Genomic DNA, 21,800 nt, shown 5'->3' on the forward strand with positions numbered 1-21,800 from the left:
GTTCCTTCGGCGCAAAGCGCTACAGTTTTGGAAACAACGGAGGCCACCGCCATGCACGACATCCGGTTCACACCCGAAGAGCTTTCCACCCTGCGCGAACACGGAGTCGTGCTGTTCGCGAACCGCGTGATCTTCGACGCGCAGCCGCCGATGCCCCAGGCACAGATTGCCGCCGTGCAGTCGCTGTGCGCGGGGCCGATTCCCGGCGGGCTGCTGGCGCTGTGGGAAGTCACCGCGGGCGGGCGGCTCGACTACGACCTGTCGCTCGAGATGAACGGCAACCTCGAAGGCATCAGCTGGACCGAGGTGTTCTGGAACGGCAGCGACGGCTATCACGACCTGCAAGGCTGGATCGACCACGAACTGGAACTGGCCGGGGAAGCCGCGCAAGAAAGCGGCGAACCGTGGAGCGGCAAGCTCACGCACCTGCCCTTCGGCGGCTTCGAGTACACCGACCGCATCTACGCGGTGGTCGAGCCGGGCGCCGAGCACGGGCAGATCGTTGCCTGGAAGAAGGGCCTGCCGCCGGCCTGGACGCACGCGCTGCACGAAGACAGCGTGAACACCATCGCCTCCGACCTGATGGGCGCCTTCGCTGCGCTGCACCTGGACGAAGACCCGCTGGCCCCCACGAGCGACTATTTCGCGGGGCAGACACTGCTCGAATACCTCGACGACCGGCACGAGGAACACGGGCTCGATCTCGACCTGATGGACAAGCTGATTGCCTTCTATTCGCGCGCCGTGGTCGACTGGCGCACGCCGCTGGCCGAAGGCACGTTGCGCCACAAGCCCTCGCTCGCACGCGTGGCGCTGCGCCACGCGATCGCGACGGACGACGCCGATATGGTCGCCCAGCTTGCCGCAGCGGGCGTGGGCTTCGACGGGCCGCTGCAAGGCAGCGCGCTTGCGGTCGATGTCGCGGTCGGGAATGGTGCTTTTGCCGCAGCGGCAGCGCTGGTGCGTGCCGGTGCGCCGGTGGCTGCGGATGCGCTGGGCAGCATCGACGGGCAGATCGCGCCCGAACTCACGGCCGCGCTGCTGGCCAACGGCGCGGAGCCCAACGTGGCGGCCATCGTCAAGTGCGCGGCCTGTGGCGCGCCTGCGAGCGCGCACCTGATCGCGGAAGCCTGCGAGCAGGCAGGCATCGACGTGGCGCCGGCCTTCGTCGCGGACCGCGATGCGATGCTGGTGGAGCTGGAGACCACGCTTGCGCAGATGCAGGACGGCAAGCTCGGCCACTATCTGGGGCAGGAAGGAATCGCCGAGCGCATCGAGCACCTGCAGGCGTTCAGGCTCTAGTTCTACCCGCCGTAGAGCCAGGGCTGGTCGAGCAGCTTGGCGCCCAGCAGGCGCATTGCCATGTCGCGGCCCAGCCGCACCGCGCCGGTCGCGTGGAAGATCTCGCCGTTGCGGCGCGCCCTGGCCTGCACTTGCGCATTGCGCGCCCAGCGCGCCTCGGCATAGCGCGCGAAGGCGGCGGGCACGGCTGCCGCGTTTCCCTCGCCCAGCGCATCGGCCAGCGCCAGCGCGTCTTCGATGGCCATGCCCGCGCCCTGCGCAAGGTACGGAACCATCGGGTGCGCGGCGTCGCCGACCAGCGCGACGCGCTCGTGGGCCATGTCGGCTGCGGAGGTCATGGGCGCCCGGTCGCCGAGCGACCATGCGCGCCAGCCGGGCATGGCGTCGAGCAGCGACTGCAGAGCGCCGCAGCTGCAGCCCATGGCCTGCCTGAGCGCGGCGATGCTGCTGGACTGGTCCCAGTCGCGCGCATCACCCGCGGGCGCGGATTCGGCGATCACGACCACGTTGAGCCAGTCGCCGCCGCGCACCGGATACGCCACCGCATGCAGGCGCGGGCCGAGCCACACGTCGACCTGCCGGCGGCGCAGGGCAGCAGGCAGCTTCGCCTGCTCGATCAGCGCGCGCCACGCCGTGTGGCCGGTGACGCGGGGCGATTGCGCTGCCGATGCGGTGTCGAGCTGGCGCCTCACCAGGCTCCAGAGACCATCTGCGCCCACGATCGCCTCGCCTTCCCAGGCGCGTGCGTCGGTGCTCGACATGCAGACGAGGTCGTCGCTGGTTTCGACCTGCGTGATGCGTGCGGCGGTGACGAGGTTGCCGATGCCGCGCGCACGCACGGCGTCGAGCAGCAGGCCGTGCAGGTCGGCACGATGGGCGCAGAAGTAAGGGGCGCCGTAGCGCTGCTGCATGGCGTCGCCGAGCGGCATGCGGGCCAGGTCGGAGCCGCTGTCGGCGCTGTGGACCACGAGCGCATCGGGCCGCGCCGCGATGGCCGCGAGCCCCGGCCCCAGGTCCAACTGCTGAAGGCGCCGCGTGGCGTTGGGGCCGAGCTGCACGCCGGCACCGATTTCGCCGAAGACGGCGGCCTGCTCGAAAACGTCTGCCCGGTGCCGATGCCGGGAAAGCGCCAGCGCGGTGGCCAGCCCCCCGATGCCGCCCCCGGCGACGAGGATGTGCGCGGGCATCGGTCTCAGCGGCTTTGCGTGGACGGGCGGGCGGTGGCCTGGTCGGCTTCCGTGGGTTTGAAGGGTGTCTTGGGAGCGCAGCTTCCGCAGCTGTCGCACGAGCCGCAGCCCGATGTCTTGGCCAGCGAGGCGGCCAGTTCCTTGGCGCGCTCTTCGTCGACCCAGCCCGCGCGGTGCGTGCCGGCCGCGAGCTTCTGCGCGGCACCACGCCGCCAGCCTGCGGGCATCCAGCGCCAGACCGCGTAGAACGCGGCGGCGGCGACGATGAATCCGACGATCAGTTGTTGCGTCATATCTCGAATACTCCAATCCCCAAGCCTACTCCAGGAATACCGCGGAACCGGCTTTGCCGGGCCGCAGGTATTGCCCCCTGCAAGGGGGTTGGCGGCCACACGAAGTGGGCAAGCCTGGGGGTTTGTTTTTTACCCTGCTCCGAGTGCCACCGCAACGCGGTAGGTGATGAAACAGGCCATATAGGCAAGCGCGAAGAGGTACCCGGCCATGATCCACACGTACTTCCACGAGCCGGTCTCGCGCTTCACAGCCGCCAGCGTCGAAATGCACTGCGGCGCGAACACGTACCAGACCAGCAGCGACAGCGCCGTTGCCAGCGACCAGCTGCCCGCGATCAGCGGCTCCAGCTGGCCCGCCACATCGTCGCCGGTGGCCGACAGCGCATACACCGTGCCCAGCGCGCCCACGGCCACTTCGCGCGCGGCCATGCCCGGCACCAGCGCGATCGAGATCTGCCAGTTGAAGCCGATGGGCGCGAAGATGTGCTCCAGCCCGCGGCCGATCATGCCGGCCAGGCTGTACTGGATGGCCGGGCCGGTCGCGCCCTCGGGCGGCGACGGGAAGGTCGACAGGAACCACAGCAGGATGGTCAGCGTGAGGATGATCGTGCCCACGCGCTGCAGGAAGATCCATGCGCGCTCGTACAGGCCCAGCGCCAGGTTGCGCGGGTTGGGCCAGCGGTAGGCGGGCAGCTCCATCATCAGCGGCGAATGCGCGGTGTTGTCGCGGAAACGCTTCATCACCCACGCCACGGCCATGGCCGAGACGATGCCGAACACATACAGCGCGAACAGCACCACGCCCTGCAGGTTGAACACCCCGCCCACCGTGCGCGCCGGAATGAAGGCCGCGATGAGCAGCGCATACACCGGCAGCCGCGCCGAACAGGTCATGAGCGGCGCGATCATGATGGTGGTGATGCGGTCGCGCCAGTTGCTGATGGTGCGCGTGGCCATCACGCCCGGAATGGCGCAGGCAAAGCTCGACAGCAGCGGAATGAACGAGCGGCCCGACAGGCCCACGGTGCCCATCACGCGGTCGAGCAGGAAGGCCGCGCGCGGCAGGTAGCCGGAGTCTTCGAGCGCGAGGATGAACAGGAAAAGAATCAGGATCTGCGGCAGGAAGACGATGACGCCGCCCACGCCCGCGATGACGCCGTCGACCAGCAGGCTCTGCAGCATGCCCTCGCCCATGTGCGCCTTGATGAGGCCGCCGAGCGCCTCGGTGCCGGCCTTGATGGCGTCCATCGGCACATTGGCCCAGCTGAACACCGCCTGGAACATCAGGAACATGGTGACGGCCAGCACCAGCATGCCCCACACGGGATGCAGCACCAGGCGGTCGATACGGTCGCTCGTGGCGAGGCTGCCGACCGGCTCTTTCACCGTGAGGCCGAGGATGCGGCGTACCTCGCGCTGCGTGGCCAGCACGTCGTCCAGGCCGGGGGCCTGCCAAGGCTGCGGCGCGGCGGCGGCCACGGGAGTGTCGAGCGCTTCGAGCAGGCCCTGCGCGCCGCCGGTATGCACACCGACGGTCTCGATGACCGGCACGCCCAGTTCGCGCGAGAGCGCCGCCTTGTCGACCACGATGCCCTGCTTCCGGGCCATGTCGGTCATGTTGAGCGCCACCACCATCGGCAGGCCGAGCCTCCTGGCTTCGAGCACCAGCCGCAGGTTCAGCCGCAGGTTGGTGGCGTCGGTAACGCACACCAGCAGGTCGGGCAGGGCTTCCTTGCTCTGGCCGGTGACGATGTCGCGGGTGACGGCCTCGTCGGCGCTCAGCGCATTCAGGCTGTAGGCGCCCGGCAGGTCGAGCACGAACACGCGCCGGCCCGAGGGCGTGCGCAGAGTGCCTTCCTTGCGCTCGACGGTCACGCCGGCGTAGTTGGCCACCTTCTGGCGGCTGCCGGTAAGCAGGTTGAACAGCGCGGTCTTGCCGCAATTGGGATTGCCCAGCAAGGCGATGCGGCCCGGCTGCGCGGTGGGCGCAAAGCCGCCGGGGCCCTGGATGACGGCCTCAACCATGGTTGGCAGCCCCCGGCGTGACGTGAATGAGCGCGGCCTCGTGGCGGCGCAGCGCGAAGGTGGTGTGACCCAGGCGAACCGCCAGCGGCTCGCGGCCCGGCAGGCCGCTGGCGACGATGCGCACGGCCTCGCCAGGCACGAAGCCGATTTCGGTCAGGCGCAACACGAGTTCGCGCTCATCGGCGCTCTCGGGGCGCGCCACGTCGAGCACGGTGGCCCACTGGTTGTTCGGAAGCTGGTCGAGGTGCAGGACGGCGGATGCCGGCGCTGCGCCGTTGTCTTTGGTGTGCACGGTGAGAGTGCGCCCTGAATATCGGCGCGCCAAGTAAGCAATACCCGAATGCTAGCAATTCTCACTCGCGAAAACCTGACCACCGTCAAAAATGGGGGGCCATAAGCAAGAAACACCGCGGAACCGGCTTTGCCGGGCCGCAGGTGTTGCCCCCGGCAGGGGGTAGGCGAAGCGACACGAAATGCGCGAAGCCTGGGGGCGAGCCTAGTTCAGCCCGAGCATGCCGCGCAGTTTCGACAGGTCTTCGGCCAGCGTATTGACGCGGCCTGCCAGCAGCTTGCGGTCACGCTCGGTGAGCTTCGAATAGGTCTCGAAGCCGCCATCGGCCGTCCTGTACTTGGCCAGCGTGTCGAACACCACCTTGAAATTGGCGTCGGTCTTGTCCGAAAAGGCCTTGTTTTCCTTCACGACCAGCGGGCGCAGCAGTTCGACGATCTTGAAAGCGCCCTCGAAATTCGACTGGAAGTCCCACAGGTCGGTGTGGCTGTAGCGGTTTTCCTCGCCGGAGATCTTGGTCGCGGCGACTTCTTCCATCAGCACCGCGGCGCCACCCACCACCTTCTCGGGCGGGAAGGTCAGCGCGACCAGGCGCTTCTGCAGCTCGAGCACGTCGGCCAGCAGCTTGTCGGCCACCGGGTTGAGCTCCTTGGTGCTCTTCTGCACCCACAGGCCGTATTCGATGCGGTGGAAGCCGCCGAAGGCCGGGTCTTTCTCGGCCTTTTCGTGGTCGTCTGCGCGCGAGTCGATCGCCTTGTCGAGGTCGTTGAACAGCTCGGCCACCGGCTCGATGCGCTCGTAGCTGGTGCGCGTGGGCGCATACAGCTTCTTCGCCTTCTCGATGTCGCCGGCCTTCACCGCGGCGGTGAAGGCGCGCGTGTCCGCGGCCAGCTTGCGCACGTTCTCGGCGACGTAGATCTTGTAGTCGGAGATCGGTCCGACCAGCTCGAGCGGCGACACGGCGGCCTGTGCGCCAACGGCACAGAGCCCGGCGAAGCCTGCAACGAAAGTGGCGAGGAAGTGGCGGCGGAACTGCACGGTCATGGATCTCCTTGTTCTGGGCAGTGGTGAAAAAACTTGTGCGCCCGATGCCGCCTCAGGCGGCCATAAGGCTGCGCCCCAGCCAGTCGCGCTCGTCCCGCACGCCCGGCAGCGTGAAGAAGAAGCCGCCGCCGATGGGCTTGATGTATTCCTCGAGCGGCTCGCCGTCCAGGCGCTTCTGCACCGCGATGAAGCCGTTCTCCAGGTTGGCCTGGTAGCAGATGAACAGCAGCCCCATCTCGAGCTGGCCGGACTTGGTCACGCCGTTCGAATAGTTGAAGGGCCGGCGCAGCATCAGGTTCTTGTCCGAGGCCTTGGTGCGCGGGTTCGCCAGGCGGATGTGCGCGTCCATTGGCGTGGCCTTGCCTTCGGGGTCTTTGGTGTAGTCGGGCACGTCGTGCTCGGTCTTGCCGCCGTCCAGCGGCGCGCCGGTGGGCTTCAGGCGGCCCATGATGGCCTCCTGCTCCTGCAGCGGCGTGCGGTCCCAGCGCTCCACGAAGTTGCGGATGATGCGCACCGCCTGGTAGCTGCCGCCCACCGCCCAGGCCGGCTCGTCACCGCCGGGCTGCACCCATACGATGTTGTCCATGAGCTTGTCGTCGGCCGAGTCGGGGTTGGCGGAGCCGTCCCTGAAGCCGAGGAAATTGCGCGCGCTCTCGGCCGGCTTGCCGGGCACCGCCGGAATCGGCGGCACGGTGCCTTCCTGCTTCCAGTGCAGCACCAGCAGGTCGGGCGTGTTCTTGATGATGTCGCGCAGCGCGTGGATGTTGGTGTCGGGCGTGTTGGCGCAGAACTGGATCGACAGGTCGCCGTGGCACAGCGCGGCGTCGAGCGCGTCATTCGGGTGGCGCTGCATCTGGTTCAGCCGCAGGGGCTTTTTCTTCTCGAGGCCGAAGCGCTCGTCGAACAGCGAAGTGCCGACCGACACCGTCACGGTCAGCCCGTCGGGCTGCACCACCGGCCCGAGGATGCCGGAGCCCGCGGGCGGCAGCTTGGGGTCTGGGTCGGTCTGCGGGCCGCCCTGCGTGAGGAAGGCGATGCGCTCGGTGAGCGTGCGGAACAGCCGCTCCAGGTCGCCGCGGTTCTCGGCCAGCACGTAGAACGAGGCGATCATGCCGGCCGTCGGGCGCGGCGTGACGATGCCGGCCTGATGCTTGCCGCGGAAGGGCACACGGTCTTGCGTGTGGGTGCTCTGCGGCGCGTCGGTCACTTGCGCGCCGCTGTCCGGCGAATTGGGCGGGCCCGAAGGCGCGGCGCCGGCACGGGCCGAGGCGGCCAGCCCTGCAAAGGCGACGCCGGCTGCGCCAAGCATGCGGCGGCGGTGCGGGGATTCGGGACGTCCCTCAGGCGAGACGGCTTCGTTGATCTTCAACTTTTCCATGGGGATGCTTGCTCTCACGTCATTCCAGGCCGAGCGCGGCGTTGACCTTGCCGAGTTCCTCGGCCAGCGCGCGCACGGGTTCGGCCAGTGCCTTTCTTTGCGCTTCGTCGAGCGGCGCAGGCTTGAAGCCCTCGCCCTCGCGGTACGGGGCCAGCGCGGCGTCGAAGGCCGCGAAGCGCTCGTCCACGCTCTTCTGCAGCGCGGGCGCCGCTTTCACCAGCAGCGGCTGCAGCAGTTCGGAAATCTTTTTCGTGCCTTCGTAGGTGCCTTGCAGGTTGGCGACTTCGGCGTGGCCGTAGTGGTCTTCGCCGCCGGCCGGCAGGTTGTCGGCCACGCGGCGCAGCAGCTTCGAGGCCGAGCCCGCGAGCCGCTCCGGCGGCATGTCGAGGCCGCGCAGGCGCTCCTTGAGGGTGCCGATGTCGCCCGTCAGTTTGTCGACCACGGGCGCTAGGCTCTTCACATCGTTCTGGCTGTACAGCGCGTACTCGATGCGATGGAAGCCGGTGAAGCCGGGGTCGGCCTCCCGCTTCTCGAAGTAGTCGGCGCGCGCGTTGATGCGGGTGTCGAGGTCGGCGAACAGTTCGGCCATCGGCTCGATGCGCTTGTAAGCCTGGTGCGCCGGCGTGTAGAGCGCCCTCGCCTGCTGCAGGTTGCCCGCCTTGATCGCATCGGACAGCGCACTCACCGCGTCTTCGAGCGAGCCCGCCTCCAGCCGCAGGAAGGTCTGGTACTCGGCCAGCGCGCCGACGTAGTTGACCAGCGACGGCCGCGCCGCTTCGGCATCGGACGCTGCCGAAGGCGTGACGCGCAGCTTGCCGCGCGGGTTGCTCAGCAGGCCGCAGGTGATGGCGAACTCGCCCGGCTGCAGCTTGACCGTCATGGTCTGCGAGAAGCCGGGAGCGATGTTCTCGCGCTCTTCCACCACCATCACGCCATCGAGAATTTCCCACTCGAGCGCGCGGTTCGACTTGTTGACGATGGTGAAGGTGGTGCGCCCCGCGGGCACGGTGATCTCGTTGGGATCGCAGGCGTTGCCCTGGATCGTGACGGTGACGGCGTTGTCGGCCGTCCTGGGCGGCGCCTTGCGGGCCTCGTTCGAGGCATACCAGAAGGCCGCGAGGCCGGCGACGACCAGCAGCGCCGAGCCGGCCACCGCCGCGCGCATCAGGTTCGAGGTGGAGGGCTTGTTGTCGGAGGAAGAAGAAGACATTGCGGGTTTCAGCGGGCGGCGGCCGCGCGTGGCGCCGGCGCGGGCGCCGGACGCAGGAAGAAGAACAGGGCGACGGCCAGGAAGGCCAGGTAGACGATGACCTCGCCCACCACGGGCGCGGCCTGATAGCCCAGCAGGCCCGAAAGCACTGCGCCCACGGGGCTGTCCATCGGCAGCTTGTCGCTCATGTCGAACACCACCGTCTGCAGGTGGTTCCACACGCCGCCTTCATGCAGCTTGCGCAGCACGCCGGCCAGCAGGCCCGCGGCCACCAGCAGGATGAAGAGGCCGGTGAAGCGGAAGAAGCGGCGCAGGTCGAGCCGCACGCCGCCAGAGTAGAGCCCCCAGCCGACCACCACCGACACCGCGATGCCGGCCAGCGCGCCCACGGGCGCCTCCCAGCCGCTGCTCTGCTGGAACACGGCCAGCAGGAAGAACACCGACTCCAGCCCTTCCCGCGCCACCGCGAGAAACACCATGCCGATCAGCGCCCAGCCCTGGCCGTCGGCGCCCTTGGCGAGCGCGCTGTCGATGGAGGCCTGCAGTTCGCCCTTGATCGAGCGCGCCGCCTTGCGCATCCAGAACACCATCGACGTCAGCATGACCACCGCGATGAGCCCGACCACGCCTTCGAACAGCTCCTGCTGCTTCTGCGGAAACTCCGCGGCGAGCAATTGCAGGCCCGCGCCCGCGAACAGCGAAAGCGCGGCGGCCAGCAGCACGCCGACCCACACCGCGGGCATCAACGCGCCGCGTCCGCTTTGCTTGAGGTAACTGGCAACGATGCCGACGATCAGCGCGGCTTCGATGCCTTCGCGCAGCATGATGAGAAAGGGAATGAGCATCGGCTTCTGGATTCAGGGCGTAGAAAGTCCCGGAGCCAATGAGCATACCCCATCAAATAAGATCCATTCTCATTTGATGGCTTTGATTACCGAATGGTAATGAAAGCCATGTGTCAGGCGCTGACTTCGTGGATGCGAGCCGTGACCGCACCGCCGTCGATCCGCAATTCGGCCACGGCGATGGGCAGCTTGAAGCGGCGCGGCCCCGCGCTGCCCGGGTTGACGTACAGCACGCCGCCGCGCTCCTCGATCCTCGGCTTGTGCGAATGGCCCGAGACGACCACGCGCACGCCGGCGGCGGCCGGGTCGATGTCGAGCTGCGAAAGATCGTGGATCGCATACAGATGCACGCCGCCGAACGCGACGAGTTCGGTTTCCGCGATGCCGTCGGCCCAGGCTTCCCGGTCGTTGTTGCCGCGCACCACCGTCAGCGGTGCCAGCTCGCGCAGCGCATCGAGGATGCCCGGATTGCCGATGTCGCCGCCATGCACGATGGCATCGCTGCCCTTCAGGAACGCGAGCGCCTGCGGCCTCAGCAGGCCGTGCGTGTCGGAGACAAGACCGATGCGAAGCATGGGAAGAAGAAAGTTATCGAGGCAAACCCGGGGTGGCCGCAAGGCCCGCGAAAAGCGCGGCACGCAAAGGCATGATCGGCGCCATGCCCGAAGACATCATCGCATCGCCGACCCCTTCCGAAAACGCAGGAGAACCCCCTGCGGCCACGCCGCAGCCGCGCGCGGGCCTGTTGCGATGGATCGCTGGCGGCCTGCGTGCCTCCATGCTGCTCGACCCGCGCGTCGATGAACGGCCCGCGCCCTGGCAGCTGTTGCTGCTCGTGCTGCTGCCCGAGCTCGCATGGACCGGCCTGGCGCGCCTGGAGATAGACGGCCCCGCGCGGCTCTACGCCACCGTCAACCTCAACACGCTCTGGTCGCTCGGCGTGCTCGCGTGGCTGGGCTGGTTCGCGCTGTCTGCCCGGGCGGGCAACAACGGGCTGGCGCGCTGGTTCGTGCTGGCCACCTGGGCAATGCTTCCGGCCAACCTGATGCTCAGCCTGCTGGCCCTGGGCTATACGCGCGGCTGGCTGCCGGCAAAGCTTGCGACCTCTCCCGGCTACTGGATCGTTTTCGGCCTGGGTTGCGCGTGGATCGTGCTGGCGCTCGCGCGCTTCACCGCGCGCGAAGCCGGTGCGCGCTGGCGACTCGCGATCTTCGTACCCGCATTCGTGGCCATGCTCGCGCTGACCTTCTGGCAGTCGCTATACACGCAGGAGCGCGTCTGGCAGGCCGATGCCAGCGCGTCCTCCGAGCCCGAGCGCCCGCGCATGCGCCTGACGCAGGAGCTCTTCGAGGAACAGCAGGCGCTGTGGGACCACACGGTCGATACCCTTGCCGCCGGCAAGCCGGGGCAGGCCGATGTCTACGGCCTCGTGTTCGCGCCCTACGCTTCGGAAGACGTGTTCCTGCGCGAAAGCCGCATGGTCGCCGCACTGCTGGAAGAGCGCTTCGACGCCAAGGGCCGCGTGATCCACCTCATGAACCATGCGACCACCGCCGAAACGCTGCCCTGGGCCACGCCGCTGAACCTGGAGCGCGCCATCGCCGCGCTGGCCGAGCGCATGGACCGGGAGAACGACGTGCTGGTGATCTACCTCACCTCGCACGGCGCGCGCGACCACAAGCTTGCAGCCGCGCACTGGCCGCTGTCCGTGCCCTGGCTCACGCCGGAAGAACTGCGCGAGGCGCTCGACAAGGCCGGCATCCGCCACAGGGTGGTCGCGGTCTCGGCCTGCTATTCGGGAGGATGGATAGAGCCGCTGGCCAACGACGACACGCTGGTGATGACCGCCGCCGACGCCACCCACACCTCGTACGGATGCGGCCGGCTGTCCGAGCTGACCTTCTTCGGCCGTGCGATGTTCAACGAGGAGCTGCGCAAGACCCGCTCCTTCGAGACCGCCTTCGCGGCGGCAGTGCCGTTGATCAAGCAGCGCGAGATCGATGCCGGCAAGGAAGACGGCTTCTCGAACCCGCAGATCAGCGTCGGCGAAAAGATCCGCCCCGTGCTCGACCGCCTCGCGCAGCGCCTCGACGGCATCGCGAAGTAGCAGTCGGGCGCCCCCTGCAAGGGGGCCCCGGGGGTTATTCCAGAAGCTGCCGCAGCACGAACGGCAGGATGCCGCCGTGCTTGTAGTAGTCGACCTCGATCGGCGTGTCGATGCGCAGGCGCACCGTCACCTCCTGGTGCGTGCCGTCGGGGCGGTGCACCACCAGCTTCACGTCCATCTGCGGCTTCAGTTCGCTGCCGATCACCACGTCGATCTTCTCGTCGCCCGTGAGGCCCAGCGTCTGCCATGAATCGGCGCCGCGGAACTGCAGCGGCAGCACGCCCATGCCGACCAGGTTGGCGCGGTGGATGCGCTCGAAGCTGCGCGCCACCACGGCCTTGATGCCCAGCAGCTGCGTGCCCTTGGCCGCCCAGTCGCGCGACGAGCCGGTGCCGTACTCTTCGCCGCCGAACACCACGGTGGGTACGCCCTGCTCCATGTACTTCATGGCGGCGTCGTAGATGAACATCTTCTCGTTGCCGGGCTGGAACCGCGTGACGCCGCCCTCTTCCTGCGCGCCGTTGGCGTCCGGCGGAATCATGAGGTTCTTGATGCGCACGTTGGCGAAAGTGCCGCGCATCATCACGTCATGGTTGCCGCGGCGCGAGCCGTAGCTGTTGAAGTCGGCCTTGACCACGCCGTTCGCCTTCAGCCAGATGCCCGCGGGCGAGCTTTCCTTGATCGAGCCGGCCGGCGAGATGTGGTCGGTGGTGATCGAGTCGCCGAAGAGCGCCATGATGCGTGCGCCCTTGAAGCCCGCGTCCGACGCGTGCGGCTTCATCTTGAAGCCCTCGAAGAACGGCGGCTCGGCAATGTAGGTGGACTTGGGCCAGTCGTAGACTTGGCCGTTGGTGCCCTTGATGCTCGTCCAGAACTTGCCCGGATCGGTCTTCACCTTCTCGTAGTTCGCGCGGAACGACTTGGCGTTCATGGCATAGCGCAGGTTGTCGTCGATTTCCTTCGGCGTGGGCCAGATATCGCCCAGGTACACGTCCTTGCCGCCCTTGCCCTTGCCCACGGGCTGGGTCATCAGGTCGGTCATGACGTTGCCCGCGATGGCAAAGGCCACCACCAGCGGCGGCGAGGCCAGGAAGTTGGCCTTCAGGTTCGGGTGGATGCGCGCCTCGAAGTTGCGGTTGCCCGACAGCACGGCCGCGCCGATCAGGTCGTTCTTGGTGATGGCTTCGTTGATCTCGGGCGTCAGGTCGCCGGCGTTGCCGATGCAGGTGGTGCAGCCGTATCCGGCAAGGTAGAAGCCCAGCTTCTCGAGGTACGGCAGCAGGCCGGCCTTCTCGAGGTATTCGGTCACGATGCGCGAGCCCGGGGCCAGCGAGGTCTTGATGTGCGGCTTGACGGTGAGGCCGGCTTCCACCGCCTTCTTGGCCAGCAGGCCGGCGGCCAGCATCACGCTCGGGTTGGAGGTGTTCGTGCACGAGGTGATGGCGGCGATCAGCACGTCGCCGTTGCCGATGGTCACTTCGCCCTTAGGTGCCGAAGGCGCGGTGGCGCTCACGTGCGCAGCCGCCTTGGTGGAGCGGTTGGCCACCATCTCGACCACGTCGAGCGGCGCGCCGGCGGGCGGCGACGCCGCCTCCTCATCGCTGCCCTTGCCGGCAGCCACCAGCGGATAGCGCACCTTGAGCTTGTCCGCCGGTTGGTTGAAGCCGTTGGCGTCGTTGGGCTTGCTGTACAGCTCCGAGAACTTGGTGGCCAGGTGGCCGAGGTCGATGCGGTCCTGGGGGCGCTTCGGGCCGGCCAGGCTGGGCGACACGGTGCCGAGGTCCAGGCGCACGACCTTGGTGTAGTCGATGTCGCCCGGGGCGGGCATGCCGAACAGGCCCTGCGCCTTGTAGTAGGCCTCGAAGCGCTCGACCTCTTCCTTGGTGCGGCCAGTGCCCTCGAAGTAGGCCACGGTCATTTCGTCGACCGGGAAGAAGCCCATGGTCGCGCCGTATTCGGGCGCCATGTTGCCGATGGTCGCGCGGTCGGGCACGGCGATGGACGCGGCGCCGGGGCCGAAGAACTCGACGAACTTGCCCACCACCTTCTCGGCACGCAGGATGGCGGTGACGTAAAGCACCAGGTCGGTGGCCGTGACGCCTTCGCGCAGCTTGCCGGTGAGCTCGAAGCCCACCACGTCGGGCGTGAGCATGTAGACCGGCTGGCCCAGCATGGCCGCCTCGGCCTCGATGCCGCCCACGCCCCAGCCGACCACGCCGATGCCGTTGATCATGGTGGTGTGGCTGTCGGTGCCGACCAGCGAGTCGGGGTAGTAGGTGGGCTTGTCGCCGTTGTCGTACGGGCTCTTGTAGACGCCGCGCGCAAAGTATTCGAGGTTCACCTGGTGCACGATGCCGAAGCCCGGCGGCACCACGCGGAAGGTGTCGAAGGCCTGCATGCCCCACTTCATGAACTGGTAGCGCTCGTTGTTGCGCTGGAATTCCAGCTTCATGTTCAGGTCGAGCGCCTTGGGCGTGCCGTAGTAGTCGACCATCACCGAGTGGTCGACCACCAGGTCGACGGGCACCAGCGGCTCGATGGTCTTGGGCGACTTGCCCAGCTTGGCGGCCACGCTGCGCATGGCGGCGAGGTCGGCCAACAGCGGCACGCCGGTGAAGTCCTGCAGCACCACGCGGGTGACGACGAAGGGAATTTCGTCGGTGCGCTCGGCGTTGGGCGCCCAGTGGGCCAGCTCTTCGACGTGCTTGGCCGAAACCTTCTGGCCATCGCAGTTGCGCAGCACCGATTCGAGCACGATGCGAATGGAAACCGGCAGCCTGTCGACGGTCGGATATTGCTTGGCCAGCTCCTTCAGGGACCAGTACTTGCCGGACTTGCCAGATGCTGTCTTGAAGGTCTTGAGGGTGGACGCAAAGGCATGCGCCGGTGCTTTGGCCATAGAGAGACTCCTGTTGGTTCGTGGAAGCCTCTCAAAGATAGCAGGGATCGATGTCAGTGGCTGTAGTCGGGGGACTCGGCTCGCCCCCGTTTTTCCGAATGAGCAGCCGGCATTTCAGGCCATGGCCATTCGCGCACCGCCACGCGTGCGGCGCAGGCCGGTCCATTGCAGCTCGGCCAGCACGACCACGCAGGCCGCCTGCGCCAGCACCCACGCCATGCCCAGCGCGCTGACCGCGAACACGCCGCTCACCAGCAGCGCGACGCAGGCCACGGCCCAGCCGAAATTGCCCACGACGACAAGGCCGATCAGCCCGCGCGGCGGCGTGGGGCGGCTGGCCATGAAGGCGGCCATTGCCGCATAGGCCAGCAGGAAGACGCCCGTGCCCATGAGCAGCAGCGCCGGCAGGCCGGTCAGCCGCGCCAGCGCGTCGGTGAACGCCACCTGCAGCGCGCCGGTCGCGGCGCATGAGGCGGCGTCGGCCCACATCACGTTGGGCAGGAAACGGGGGGATGCGAAGACGGACATGCGGTTCTCCTTGGTGTAGTACCGGGGCGGTACGGCGCCAATGATTCCCGCGACACCGCATCGCGTCGATGACCCCCGAGGTCATGGCGCCGCGCCGGTACCGCGCCAGAATGCGGCTCCATGAACACCATCCGCTCTCATTCGTCCAAGGCCGACCGCCCCGGCGCTCGCGACCCGTTCGGCGTCCACCTGCGGCACTGGCGCACCCACCGCCGCCTGAGCCAGCTCGACCTGGCGCAGGAGGCCGAGGTCTCGACGCGCCACCTGAGCTACGTGGAAACCGGCCGCGCCGCCCCCAGCCGCGAAATGGTGCTGCGGCTGGCCGAACGGCTGGAAGTGCCGCTGCGCGAGCGCAATGCGCTGCTGGTGGCTGCGGGCTTCGCGCCGATGTACCGGCAGCGCTCGCTCGACGACCCGGCGATGGCCTCCGCGCGCCGCGCCATCGACCTGGTGCTGAAGGGGCACGAGCCATTTCCCGCACTGGCCGTGGACCGCCACTGGAACCTGGTCGCGCACAACGCGCTGGTGCCGTTGCTGATGGAAGGCGCCGCGCCCGAGCTCCTGAAGCCGCCCATCAACGTGCTGCGCCTGAGCCTTCACCCCGACGGCGTGGCCCCGCGCATCGCCAACCTCGCGCAGTGGCGCACCCACCTGATCGAGCGGCTGCAGCAGCAGATCGCGGCCACCGGAGACGCGGTGCTGCAGTCGCTGCACGACGAACTCGCGGCCTACCCCGCGCCCGCCGTGAGCCACGACGCCCCCGTGCTCGACACCGCGCTGTCGGCGGTGGCGGTGCCCTTCCAGGTCGTCATGCCGAGCGGCGTGCTGAGCTTCATCAGCACCATCACGATCTTCGGCACGCCGGTCGACGTCACATTGCAGGAACTCGCGGTGGAATCGTTCTTTCCGGCCGATGAGCAGACGGCTGCGGCGCTGGTTGCATTGGCGGCGCAGCTGGCGCAGTCGACGCCGCAGGCGGATTGAGATCGGCCCTGCCGTCCGCGCCGCGCGGCGGGCCTTCGAAGTCGTCCACCTGGATGACCTTGTCGGCCGCCTTCAGGTAGGCCAGCGCCAGTTCGGGATCGGGCGCCGAGCTGGCCGCCTCTTCCAGTGAATTCGTGCGGCGCAGCACCTTGTTGAGCGCGGCGGTGGTGTCTCCGAGCTGCACCGAGAGTTCCATCGCATACATCAGGTCGCGCAGGCCGCCGGGCGCGGGCTCGCTGAGGTCCGGTGCGAGGCGCTCGACGATGCGAGGGTTCTTGCGCAGCAGATCTGCCAGCGCAATGAGCTGTACATCGCGCAACGGCGCCAGGTGCGCGGTGCGGCGCAGCACCAGCGCGCCGATCACGCGCCGGCCGGAGGTCGGCAGGTTGGCGTACAGGTCGCGCAATATCTTGCCGGCCTCGTCGAGCTGCAGCCGGATTGCGGCCTGCGCGAACGGCAGCAGTTCGGGCGCCCCGTCGACGCGGTAGCGCCAGATGCACGCACTGGCCAGGTACAGGTGCGCGAGCACGTCGCCGAGCCTTGCCGACAGCAGTTCCATGCGCTTGAGCTTGCCGCCGAGCATGCCCATCGCGAGGTCGGCGGTGAGCGCGTACTTGGCACTCATGCGCGCGACCAGCCGTGCCTCCGGCAGCAGGTCTTCAGGCGGTTTTCCCAACACCGGCGCACCGAACAGGCTGTGCCAAAGATTGACGGCCACGTGCCTGCCATGCGCCATCAGCGCCTTGCCGAGGGCGGTTTCGTCGCCCGCCTGCACGGCAGCCATTTCGTCGAGCACGTGCGGGTGGCAGCGCACCGCGCCCTGCCCGAACACGATGAGCGCGCGCGTGAGGATGTTCGCGCCCTCCACCGTGATCGCGATCGGCGCCTGCCGATAGGCCACGCCGAGCAGGTTGGAAGGGCCAGAAATGATGCCCTTGCCGCCCAGGATGTCCATGCCGTGGTTCACCGCGCGCCGCCCCGCCTCGGTCAGCTGCACCTTGAGGATGGCACTGGCCACGCTGGGTCGCTCGCCCTTGTCGAGCGCCGCTGCGGTATAGCGGCGTGCCGCGTCGGTCGCATACAGCTCGGCCGACATCTGCGCCACCAGCCCCGCCACTGCATGGAACTTGCCGACCGGCATGCCGAACTGCTCGCGGATCTGGCCGTAGCCGTTGCTCACGTACAGCGCGGTCTGCTGCATCGCCGAGCCCAGCGCGGGCAGCGAGATGGCGCGGCCCGCGGCCAGGCACTCCATCAGCATGCGCCAGCCCTGGCCGACCTGCTTCTCGCCGCCGATGATCCAGTCCATCGGCACGAACACCTGCCGGCCGTGGATGGGGCCGTTCATGAAGGCGCTGTCCATCGGCCGGTGGCGCCGGCCGATCTCCATGCCCTCGTGCGGCACCGGAATCAGCGCACAGGTGATGCCGAGGTCGCGCTGGCCCTCGGGCCGGCTTTCGTCCACGGCATGGAAGGCCAGCCCGACCACGGTGGCCACCGGCGCGAGCGTGATGTAGCGCTTGTCGAAATCGACCAGGAAGCCGCGCGTCTTGCGGCCGTCGAACTCGCGCTCGACCACCACGCCGCGATCGGGAATCGACGCCGCGTCCGACCCCGCGTAGGGCGAAGTCAGGCCGAAGCACGGCAGCTCGCGGCCATCAGCAAGGCGCGGCAGGTAGTGGTCTTTCTGTGCGTCGGTACCGTAGCGCAGCAGCAGTTCGGCCGGGCCGAGCGAGTTGGGCACCATGACCGTGACGGCCGTGGCGGTGTTGACGGTGGCAATGCGCGTCACCACGGTGGCGTGCGCGAAGTGGCTGAAGCCGAGGCCACCGAACTCCTCGGGGATGATCATCCCGAAGAAGCGCTTCTCGCGAAGAAAGCGCCACACATCGGGCGGCAGGTCGCGCGCCTGATCGATGGCGTGGTCGTCCAGCATGTGGCACAGCGTGCGCACCTCGTTGTCGAGAAAAGCCTGCTCGCGTTCGGTGAGCCGGTTCGGCCCCATGGCCGAGAGCGCGTCGAAATCAGGTCGCCCCGCGAACAGCTGGCCCTCGAAGCCGACCGTGCCGGCCTCGAGCGCGGCCCGCTCGGTGTCGCCGAGCGGTGGCAGCGCCTTCGAGAATGGCTTCATGGCCCATCGGCCGATCAGTGTCGCCAGCGGCATGGTGCGTCTCCTTCCGCGACGAACGTGCGCGGATTGACACCATTCTTCAGGCTTGTAACCGGCCGCGCGGGCCGGCGGAGGGCGAAGCCGTGTGTCGGAGACGGTCGCGCCTAGCGCTTTCTGGCGGCGGCCGCGGGGTCTTTCCAGCCGTACTCCACATAGCGCCGAATCACCAGGCAGCCCGGCGGCGAATCGATCAATGAGACCGACGAGGCGGGCTCACTGTCGTCGGTGTAGACCGCGTAGATGGGCAGCAACTGCGTCACCTTGTAGCCTGCCAGCTCCTGCTGCGCGACGCTCGCGCAGGTGAAAGGCGCGACCGAGATGCGCTCGGCCGACATGGTGCAGCCGCCGGTGTCGTCTGGCACGGCGGTGATCGAGGCGGCCACGCCGGCATTCGGGTACTGGATGCCGATCAGCGAGAACATAGGTCCCGCATTGGGGCGCTTGCGGTCCCAGTCGAGCAGCACGTCATGGCCGCGGCTGCCATGCACCGCGAGTGTGGAAAGCCGCGTGATGGCGCTCAGGCAACGCCCGACGCCCACGCTGGCGGCGGCACGTGTGAGCGTGTCTTGCTGCAATGGGAGTGTCTGGGGCGCCGGCGCGCCTTGCGCGATCGCCGCGCCAGTGGTGGCCCATGCGGCCAGAGCGGGCAGCAGGTGCCAGACGCCCCGCCCCGCGTGAGTGAAGATTGAAATGCCGATGCGCATCGCGCCGAGTGTCGAGCAAAAAGGAAGGCGCTCTCGCCGATGCCGCGGACGGCAGTGGCGAGGTTGCCCGCTTTGGTGGCTTATTTCCGTTTTCAGCCGTTGCACCCAAGAATGAAGCGCGCAAGAAAAAGCCCCGGCTGGCGGGGCTTCTTCAATGGTGCGGCCAAGCCGCGGAGATCAGGCCGTGACCGAGTCCGCCACGCCCTTGTAGTCTTCGATCTTGTCGAAGTTCAGGTACTGGTAGATTTGCGCGCTGGAGGCGTCGAGCACGCCCGTGGCGGCCATGTACTCCTCGCGCGTCGGGATGCGGCCCAGACGCGAGCAGATGGCGGCCAGTTCGGCCGAGCCGAGGTACACGTTGGTGTTCTTGCCCAAGCGGTTCGGGAAGTTGCGCGTGCTGGTCGACATGACCGTCGCGCCTTCGCGCACCTGTGCCTGGTTGCCCATGCACAGCGAGCAGCCCGGCATTTCGGTGCGGGCACCGGCATTGCCGAACACGCCGTAATGGCCTTCTTCGGTGAGCTGCTGCGCGTCCATCTTGGTCGGCGGAGCGATCCACAGCTTGACCGGGATGTCGCGCTTGCCTTCGAGCAGCTTCGACGCCGCGCGGAAGTGGCCGATGTTGGTCATGCACGAACCGATGAACACTTCGTCGATCGCGGCGCCGGCCACGTCGCTCAGGGTCTTCACGTCGTCCGGATCGTTCGGGCAGGCCACGATGGGCTCGTGGATCTCGGCCAGGTCGATCTCGATGACGGCGGCGTAGTCGGCATCGTCGTCGCCCTTGAGCAGTTGCGGGTTCGCGAGCCAGGCTTCCTGCGCGGCGATGCGGCGCTGCAGCGTGCGGGCATCGGCGTAGCCTTCGGCAATCATCCACTTCATCAGCGTGATGTTGCTGTTGATGTACTCGATGATCGGGTCCTTGTTCAGGTGCACCGTGCAACCGGCGGCCGAACGCTCGGCCGAAGCGTCGCTCAGCTCGAAAGCCTGTTCCACCTTCAGGTCGGGCAGGCCCTCGATTTCGAGGATGCGGCCCGAGAAGATGTTCTTCTTGCCTTGCTTGGCCACGGTCAGCAGGCCTGCCTTGATGGCGTACAGCGGAATCGCATTGACCAGGTCACGCAGCGTGACACCAGGCTGCATCTTGCCCTTGAAGCGCACCAGCACCGATTCAGGCATGTCCAGCGGCATCACGCCGGTGGCGGCCGCGAAGGCCACGAGGCCGGAGCCCGCGGGGAAGCTGATGCCGATGGGGAAACGGGTGTGGCTGTCGCCGCCCGTGCCCACGGTGTCGGGCGTCAGCAGGCGGTTGAGCCAGCTGTGGATCACGCCGTCGCCCGGACGCAGCGACACGCCGCCGCGGTTGGCCATGAACTCGGGGAGTTCGTGGTGCATCTTGACGTCGACCTTCTTGGGGTACGCCGCCGTGTGGCAGAACGACTGCATGACGAGGTCGGCCGAGAAGCCCAGGCAGGCGAGGTCCTTCAGTTCGTCGCGCGTCATCGGGCCGGTGGTGTCCTGCGAGCCGACCGAGGTCATCTTGGGTTCGCAATACGTGCCTGGGCGAACGCCCTGGCCTTCCGGCAGGCCGCAGGCGCGGCCGACCATCTTCTGTGCGAGCGAGAAGCCCTTCTTGGTGTCGACCGGGCTTTGCGGCAGGCGGAACAGCGTGGAAACGGGCAGGCCCAGCGCTTCACGCGCCTTGGCCGTCAGGCCGCGGCCGATGATCAGCGGAATGCGGCCGCCGGCGCGCACTTCGTCGAACAGCACGTCGCTCTTGACCTGGAATTCGGCGATGACCTTGCCGTCCTTCAGCGCCTTGCCTTCATAGGGGCGCAGTTCGACCACGTCGCCCATGTTCATCTGCGTGACGTCGAGTTCGATAGGCAGCGCGCCCGAGTCTTCCATCGTGTTGTAGAAGATGGGAGCGATCTTGCCGCCGAGGCAGACGCCGCCGAAGCGCTTGTTGGGCACGAAGGGAATGTCTTCGCCGGTGAACCACAGCACCGAGTTGGTGGCGCTCTTGCGCGACGAACCCGTGCCGACCACGTCGCCGGCATACGCCACGAGGTGGCCGCGCGCGCGCAGGTCTTCGATGAACTTCACCGGGCCGCGCTTGCCGTCTTCTTCGGGAACGATGCCGGGGCGTGCGTTCTTGTGCATCGCCAGGGCGTGCATCGGGATGTCGGGACGGGTCGTCGCATCGGGTGCGGGCGACAGGTCGTCGGTGTTGATTTCGCCAGCCACCTTGAAGATGCTGACGGTGATGCTTTCGGGCACTTCGGGGCGGCTGGTGAACCACTCGGCATCGGCCCAGCTCTGCAGCACGCCCTTGGCGTTGGCGTTGCCCTTGTCGGCCTTTTCCTTGACGTCGTGGAACTGGTCGAACATCAGCAGGGTTTTCTTGAGGCCCTCTGCAGCCACGGCGCCGACTTCGGCGTCGTCGAGCAGGTCGATCATGGGGCTGATGTTGTAGCCGCCGAGCATGGTGCCGAGCAGTTCGGTCGCGCGGGCGCGCGAAATGAACTCGCTCTTCTCGGTGCCGTGCGCCACGGCAGCGAGGTAGCTCGCCTTGACCTTGGCCGCGTCGTCGACGCCGGCGGGCACGCGATAGGTGAGCAGGTCCAGCAGGAAAGCGCCGTCCTTTGCGTTCGCGCTCTTGAGGAGCTCGATCGCTTCAGAGGTCTGCTTCGCGCTCAGGGGCAGCGGCGGGATACCGAGCGCGGCGCGTTCGGCAACATGATCAACGTAGGCTTGCAACATCTTCTTTTCTCCGGAAACTGGTCTTGCAGGAATGCGGTGCGGTCTAGCAAGAGCCGCACCGCACCCGGCGCT

The 21,800-nt window shown here is 67.8% G+C and carries 17 protein-coding genes; 3 read left to right on the forward strand and 14 right to left on the reverse strand.

Annotated elements, in window-relative coordinates:
• The first annotated feature begins 51 nt into the window (after positions 1-51).
• A complete protein-coding gene (locus ACWV14_RS24025; protein ID WP_454904091.1) occupies positions 52-1,302 on the forward strand; it encodes an SMI1/KNR4 family protein in 1,251 nt (416 codons plus the stop codon).
• 2 nt (positions 1,303-1,304) lie between these two features.
• On the opposite strand, the gene ACWV14_RS24030 is transcribed toward ACWV14_RS24025, so the two are convergent.
• The 9 genes from ACWV14_RS24030 to ACWV14_RS24070 form a co-directional block, all read right to left on the reverse strand.
• Entirely contained in the window at positions 1,305-2,489 is a 1,185-nt protein-coding gene (locus tag ACWV14_RS24030; protein ID WP_454904092.1) for an FAD-dependent monooxygenase, read from the reverse strand.
• 5 nt (positions 2,490-2,494) lie between these two features.
• Positions 2,495-2,782, reverse strand: coding sequence for a DUF6587 family protein (locus ACWV14_RS24035; RefSeq protein ID WP_454904094.1), 288 nt, complete (start codon positions 2,780-2,782; stop codon positions 2,495-2,497).
• Between the two features lie 129 nt (positions 2,783-2,911).
• A complete protein-coding gene (gene feoB, locus ACWV14_RS24040) occupies positions 2,912-4,807 on the reverse strand; it encodes a ferrous iron transporter B (RefSeq protein ID WP_454904096.1) in 1,896 nt (631 codons plus the stop codon).
• A complete protein-coding gene (locus tag ACWV14_RS24045) occupies positions 4,800-5,099 on the reverse strand; it encodes a FeoA family protein (RefSeq protein ID WP_454904098.1) in 300 nt (99 codons plus the stop codon). The genes feoB and ACWV14_RS24045 overlap by 8 nt, the downstream gene beginning before the upstream one ends.
• 204 nt (positions 5,100-5,303) lie before the next feature.
• Positions 5,304-6,140, reverse strand: coding sequence for an iron uptake system protein EfeO (gene efeO / locus ACWV14_RS24050; protein WP_454904100.1), 837 nt, complete (start codon positions 6,138-6,140; stop codon positions 5,304-5,306).
• A gap of 52 nt (positions 6,141-6,192) precedes the next feature.
• Positions 6,193-7,518 (reverse strand): iron uptake transporter deferrochelatase/peroxidase subunit, encoded by a 1,326-nt coding sequence (gene efeB / locus ACWV14_RS24055; RefSeq protein WP_454904102.1) that lies wholly within the window; start codon positions 7,516-7,518, stop codon positions 6,193-6,195.
• A 19-nt stretch (positions 7,519-7,537) separates the two neighbouring features.
• Positions 7,538-8,728, reverse strand: a complete 1,191-nt coding sequence (efeO, locus tag ACWV14_RS24060; protein ID WP_454904103.1) for an iron uptake system protein EfeO — start codon at positions 8,726-8,728, stop codon at positions 7,538-7,540.
• Positions 8,729-8,736: 8 nt separating this feature from the next.
• On the reverse strand, positions 8,737-9,573 hold the full coding sequence (efeU, locus tag ACWV14_RS24065) for an iron uptake transporter permease EfeU (protein ID WP_081270647.1): 837 nt from the start codon (positions 9,571-9,573) through the stop codon (positions 8,737-8,739).
• 113 nt (positions 9,574-9,686) lie between these two features.
• Positions 9,687-10,148: a metallophosphoesterase family protein gene (locus tag ACWV14_RS24070; protein WP_454904104.1), complete on the reverse strand. Its 462-nt coding sequence runs from the start codon at positions 10,146-10,148 to the stop codon at positions 9,687-9,689.
• Positions 10,149-10,231: 83 nt separating this feature from the next.
• On the opposite strand from ACWV14_RS24070, the gene ACWV14_RS24075 reads away from it, so the two are divergent.
• Positions 10,232-11,680, forward strand: coding sequence for a C13 family peptidase (locus tag ACWV14_RS24075; protein ID WP_454904106.1), 1,449 nt, complete (start codon positions 10,232-10,234; stop codon positions 11,678-11,680).
• 34 nt (positions 11,681-11,714) lie between these two features.
• On the opposite strand, the gene ACWV14_RS24080 is transcribed toward ACWV14_RS24075, so the two are convergent.
• A complete protein-coding gene (locus ACWV14_RS24080) occupies positions 11,715-14,579 on the reverse strand; it encodes an aconitate hydratase (protein ID WP_454904108.1) in 2,865 nt (954 codons plus the stop codon).
• A 114-nt stretch (positions 14,580-14,693) separates the two neighbouring features.
• A complete protein-coding gene (locus ACWV14_RS24085) occupies positions 14,694-15,107 on the reverse strand; it encodes a hypothetical protein (protein ID WP_454904110.1) in 414 nt (137 codons plus the stop codon).
• A 120-nt stretch (positions 15,108-15,227) separates the two neighbouring features.
• On the opposite strand from ACWV14_RS24085, the gene ACWV14_RS24090 reads away from it, so the two are divergent.
• Entirely contained in the window at positions 15,228-16,091 is an 864-nt protein-coding gene (locus ACWV14_RS24090) for a helix-turn-helix domain-containing protein (protein ID WP_454904111.1), read from the forward strand.
• Here the strand turns inward: ACWV14_RS24090 and ACWV14_RS24095 are convergent.
• The 3 genes from ACWV14_RS24095 to ACWV14_RS24105 all read right to left on the reverse strand — a co-directional run bounded on the left by ACWV14_RS24095 (position 15,979) and on the right by ACWV14_RS24105 (position 21,728).
• Complete coding sequence (locus ACWV14_RS24095; RefSeq protein ID WP_454904113.1) at positions 15,979-18,255, reverse strand: acyl-CoA dehydrogenase; 2,277 nt, start codon at positions 18,253-18,255, stop codon at positions 15,979-15,981. The genes ACWV14_RS24090 and ACWV14_RS24095 overlap by 113 nt on opposite strands.
• Positions 18,256-18,365: 110 nt before the next feature.
• On the reverse strand, positions 18,366-18,965 hold the full coding sequence (locus ACWV14_RS24100; RefSeq protein ID WP_454904114.1) for a hypothetical protein: 600 nt from the start codon (positions 18,963-18,965) through the stop codon (positions 18,366-18,368).
• A 177-nt stretch (positions 18,966-19,142) separates the two neighbouring features.
• Entirely contained in the window at positions 19,143-21,728 is a 2,586-nt protein-coding gene (locus tag ACWV14_RS24105) for a bifunctional aconitate hydratase 2/2-methylisocitrate dehydratase (RefSeq protein ID WP_454904116.1), read from the reverse strand.
• Positions 21,729-21,800 lie beyond the last annotated feature (72 nt).

This window comes from Variovorax durovernensis (genome assembly GCF_977011995.1).

Coding starts and splice junctions, on each gene's coding strand:
- ACWV14_RS24105 (WP_454904116.1), bottom strand. CDS start 21,728: ATGTTGCAAGCCTACGTTGATCATGTTGCCGAACGCGCCGCGCTCGGT.
- ACWV14_RS24075 (WP_454904106.1), top strand. CDS start 10,232: ATGCCCGAAGACATCATCGCATCGCCGACCCCTTCCGAAAACGCAGGA.
- ACWV14_RS24025 (WP_454904091.1), top strand. CDS start 52: ATGCACGACATCCGGTTCACACCCGAAGAGCTTTCCACCCTGCGCGAA.
- efeB (WP_454904102.1), bottom strand. CDS start 7,518: ATGGAAAAGTTGAAGATCAACGAAGCCGTCTCGCCTGAGGGACGTCCC.
- ACWV14_RS24090 (WP_454904111.1), top strand. CDS start 15,228: ATGAACACCATCCGCTCTCATTCGTCCAAGGCCGACCGCCCCGGCGCT.
- ACWV14_RS24070 (WP_454904104.1), bottom strand. CDS start 10,148: ATGCTTCGCATCGGTCTTGTCTCCGACACGCACGGCCTGCTGAGGCCG.
- ACWV14_RS24030 (WP_454904092.1), bottom strand. CDS start 2,489: ATGCCCGCGCACATCCTCGTCGCCGGGGGCGGCATCGGGGGGCTGGCC.
- ACWV14_RS24035 (WP_454904094.1), bottom strand. CDS start 2,782: ATGACGCAACAACTGATCGTCGGATTCATCGTCGCCGCCGCCGCGTTC.
- feoB (WP_454904096.1), bottom strand. CDS start 4,807: ATGGTTGAGGCCGTCATCCAGGGCCCCGGCGGCTTTGCGCCCACCGCG.
- efeO (WP_454904100.1), bottom strand. CDS start 6,140: ATGACCGTGCAGTTCCGCCGCCACTTCCTCGCCACTTTCGTTGCAGGC.
- efeU (WP_081270647.1), bottom strand. CDS start 9,573: ATGCTCATTCCCTTTCTCATCATGCTGCGCGAAGGCATCGAAGCCGCG.
- ACWV14_RS24100 (WP_454904114.1), bottom strand. CDS start 18,965: ATGCGCATCGGCATTTCAATCTTCACTCACGCGGGGCGGGGCGTCTGG.
- ACWV14_RS24085 (WP_454904110.1), bottom strand. CDS start 15,107: ATGTCCGTCTTCGCATCCCCCCGTTTCCTGCCCAACGTGATGTGGGCC.
- efeO (WP_454904103.1), bottom strand. CDS start 8,728: ATGTCTTCTTCTTCCTCCGACAACAAGCCCTCCACCTCGAACCTGATG.
- ACWV14_RS24095 (WP_454904113.1), bottom strand. CDS start 18,255: ATGCCGCTGGCGACACTGATCGGCCGATGGGCCATGAAGCCATTCTCG.
- ACWV14_RS24080 (WP_454904108.1), bottom strand. CDS start 14,579: ATGGCCAAAGCACCGGCGCATGCCTTTGCGTCCACCCTCAAGACCTTC.